The following is a 3,482-nucleotide window of genomic DNA, read 5'->3' as shown; positions in this document are numbered from 1 at the left end:
GAACGTAGACCTCGTGTTCCCACGGGTGCGCGTGGAACGGGGTGCGGCCGCCGGGGGCGACCTCGAAATGGCGCATCGTGAAGGTGGGAGCCCCGACGTTGTCCCCCATCAGGACCCGGATGGTGACGCCCTCCGCGCCGGGGTCGGTGACCGTCTTCCCCTCGATGGCGTCCCACTTCGCCGTGTGCATGGCGCCCCCTCCCTGCCTCGGTTAATTGCCGTCAGCTTACCACGGCACGGGACCAGCTGCGCAGCCTTGGAGGGGGCTCCGTTCGTGGCTCGCCGTGCGATGAACCTGCACGGCTGCGCTCCGGTCTCCAGGGGGCCATTCCCTCAGATCCCGGCATTCGAGGGGCGCTGCAGGGGGCCGGTCCCCGGAAGGGTTTCGTCGCGAGACAAGGGAGACCCGAGGCGAGGCGGGCAAGCGCAGGAGCGAGTGCGGAGGCGTACGGCAAGTACGCCGCACAAGCGAGCGACGAGCACGCCCGACGCAGCCCGGGGATCGCTTGTCGCAGCAGAAAAGGCAGCCCTGTTGGCGACCGGCGCCTGCGGCTCGGTCTGCACCGCCAGCCCTTTGTCGGACTCCCTGCGCCCGGCTCGGCGTACCGGAAGTACGCCTGCGCCGTGCTCGGTCGTCCTTCGCGGTCTGACGGCGCATCCGCTTCGCCTCGGCTGCCGACCCTTCCGGGGACAGGCCCCTCGCTCCGGCTTCGTTGCCCTCCCTCACCGTACCGCAGCGGGTACGCTTCGGTCGGGCGCCTCGCCGGAAGCGGCGCATCGACCCTCTCGGTGCACGGCCTCTTCGGCAACGGACCCCTGGAGGCCGGCCTCACTCCGCCCTCCCTCCTGCGGCTGCCGCACCCGGCGTGCACCCTGTTGCGAGGCCCCCTTGGACCGGCATTGCCTCCGGGATCCCCCTCCTGCGGCTGCACCGCGAGCCAGGGTCCTCCCGCCGGAGGCAACTTCAGCCGGAGGAACCCCGAGGGCCGAAAGGTCACCGGGAGCGGCTTCACCTCCGGCGTTCCCGCTCGCCCCGGCTCCCCACCAACCAATGGGCCCTTGCGGCGGAGCGCACGCAGGAGGGGGGTCCGAACGGAGCTTTCCGGCGAAGGTTGAGCGCAGCCTTGCGGGTTCGACGCAAGGCGAGCGACGGAGTGAGCGGCCCCCCTCCGAGGGAGCAGAGCCGGTTCCGGGCCCATGGAGCAGGAGGGCCCATGCCTTGGAGCGGTCCCCCCCCAGAGACAACGGAGCCGCTCCCTCCCTAGCATCATCCCCCGGCGGGCAGGTATTTTCGGCACGCCTCGATGTTGACCACGTGGGCCTTGTGCATGTCGTCGAAGAACGACTTCTCGTCCGGGGTCATCTCCGCGGTCGGGATCTCGTCGATCTTTCGGACGACCCACGACTGCCCCTTGATGAGGAGCGCCAGCCGCTCGGCCTCCCCCTCGAGGGCGAGGACCTTGTCCGCGAAGGTCCCTGTCCGGTCGGTGGGGGTTCCCTTCCTGTCCCGGATGAGCCGGTACAGCCCGGCGCAGAACCGGCCCTCGTCGTTCCGCAGGAAAACCAGGAAATCCTTCTTCTCCCCCTCCGGGGAGGAATCCGCCATCGCGGAGAGGCATTTCACTCCCGCGCGCTCCGCCTCGAGCAGTTCCTGCATCCGGTCGATCATGGTCTCTCCTTCCTAAAACCCCGCCGCCCGGTTCAGGTCGGACAGGATCTGCTTCTCGATCACGTTGTGCATCATCGCGCTCTGCTTGACGCTTTCGGTCGCCTGGCCGGGGCAGGAGAAGCACCCGTCTCCGTAATATTTCCGGAACACCTTCTCGGTCTCCGGGTAGGCCGAGAGGATGTCGCCCAGGATGTTCTCCGCGCGGATCGGCTCTCCCCGGGAGAGTCCGTCTTTGCGCGCCGGTCCTCCGGCGGACATGCCGGCCACGGCCGGCTGGGGCGCCCCCCCGGCGGCGGAAATCAGCAGGGCGACCATCGGTTCGAGATCGACGTTGTGCCGCTGGCACGCCATCCGGAGCGTGATGGGGATCTGCTTGACCTGCTCCCGGTGCTCCGGGTTCCCCAGGGAAGCGAATCCGTTTGCCACGAAGACCTCCACCGTCTGCGGCCACCGGGTGAGGATCTCCCCCACCCGCATGTCGGGGTGGATGTCGACCCGGGGAGGCGGTGGTGCCTGCGGCCTCGCCAAAGCCTCAGCCTCCTCGTCTTCCGCCTTCTCCGCCGGCGCGATGAGCATCGTTGCGCCGAGGTTGATCACGAACATCGCCACCGACACGACCGACAGACCGGCGAACAGGACGAACCCCGTCGAGGGTCGCTCGGGGGCCGTGGCCACCATCCCGATCAGCCCGATGTTGGCCGCAAAGAAGTGGAGCGGGACCCAGGAGGGCCAGCGCAGGGTGCGCCCGTTGAACCGGGGCAGGATGAAGTATCCCACCCCGTAGATCATCATCGACATGAAGCCGAGAAGGTTGAAGTGGATATGGGCGAAGGGCACCCACCCTGCCGCTTCCCCGGCTCCCATCCAGACCCCCAGCAGGGAAGCCAGGAAAAAGTATCCGAGAGACGCTACGACAAATGCTTTGGTGTACCGATCCATCGTTCCTCCGGAAATCGGTTTCGTTCGGTTCGGAGCGGGGAGCGCCTCGGGCGCCCCCCCGTGAGGTTAGAAATCCTTCGCCGGGGGGAGGATTCGCTTCCCCCCGGCGTTTCCGGCTACGTTCGCTGCCTGGCCGGCCGCAGGGTGAGGAGGTCCGTGACGGTGGTGAGCAGACCGATCAGGAAGAAGACCCCCGCGGTCATGGTGACCCCCATCCAGAGCCGCATGTACGACTGCGCCGTCATGTACCCCAATCCCAGCACCCGCTCGATGTAAGTCTGCAGGACTCCGGCCACACCGAAGGTGAGCCCCATGATCATCATCGCGACGTTCATCGTCCAGAAGCCGTATTTCCCGCGCCGTTCGTCGAACACCTCGATCCCCTTGATCTTCGGCATCGCGAAGTAGAAGGTCGTGAGATTGAGGAGTGCGTAGGCGCCGAAGAACGCCAGGTGGCCGTGGGACACGGTGACCTGGGAGCCGTGCGTGTAGTAGTTGATCTGCGGCAGCGTGTGGAGGAATCCAAAAACCCCCGCCCCGATCATGTGGTAGATCGCGCACCCCACCGCGTAGGTCCAGGTGAGGCGGTTGACGATCTGCGTCTTGCGCTCCTTCACGTGGTTCATCGTGTCGATGACCATCAGGAGGATGGGCAGCGGCTCCAGGGCGGAGAAGATCCCTCCGATCCAGAGCCAGTACCGAGGCGCGCCGATCCAGTAATAGTGGTGGCCGGTGCCGATAATACCGCTGCCCAGCAGGATGATCAACTGGAAATAGGTGGCGCGGAGCGTGGAGTGCGCGGTCACCAGTCCCAGCCGGACCATCAGGAAACCGATCACCACCACGGCGAAGACCTCGAACATGCCTTCCACCC

At 66.9% G+C, this 3,482-nt stretch carries 4 protein-coding genes; all 4 read right to left on the bottom strand.

The window, feature by feature from the left end:
• A partial coding sequence (locus VJ307_01480) for a hypothetical protein (protein ID HJX72799.1) occupies window positions 1–190 on the bottom strand: 190 nt, incomplete at its 3' end.
• A 1,077-nt stretch (window positions 191–1,267) separates the two neighbouring features.
• Window positions 1,268–1,669 carry a DUF6306 domain-containing protein gene (locus VJ307_01475; protein HJX72798.1) on the bottom strand — a complete coding sequence of 134 codons (402 nt, stop codon included), beginning with the start codon at window positions 1,667–1,669 and terminating at the stop codon, window positions 1,268–1,270.
• Window positions 1,670–1,681: 12 nt separating this feature from the next.
• Window positions 1,682–2,608, bottom strand: a complete 927-nt coding sequence (locus VJ307_01470; GenBank protein HJX72797.1) for a DUF1858 domain-containing protein — start codon at window positions 2,606–2,608, stop codon at window positions 1,682–1,684.
• A gap of 116 nt (window positions 2,609–2,724) precedes the next feature.
• The coding region (locus tag VJ307_01465) for a cbb3-type cytochrome c oxidase subunit I (GenBank protein HJX72796.1) at window positions 2,725–3,482 on the bottom strand (758 nt) is incomplete at its 5' end.

It is taken from the genome of Candidatus Deferrimicrobiaceae bacterium (assembly GCA_035256765.1).
Taxonomy (GTDB): Bacteria; Desulfobacterota; Deferrimicrobia; order Deferrimicrobiales; family Deferrimicrobiaceae; genus CSP1-8.
This window is presented reverse-complemented; position numbering and strand designations above follow the sequence as displayed.

Coding starts and splice junctions, on each gene's coding strand:
- VJ307_01475 (HJX72798.1), bottom strand. CDS start 1,669: ATGATCGACCGGATGCAGGAACTGCTCGAGGCGGAGCGCGCGGGAGTG.
- VJ307_01470 (HJX72797.1), bottom strand. CDS start 2,608: ATGGATCGGTACACCAAAGCATTTGTCGTAGCGTCTCTCGGATACTTT.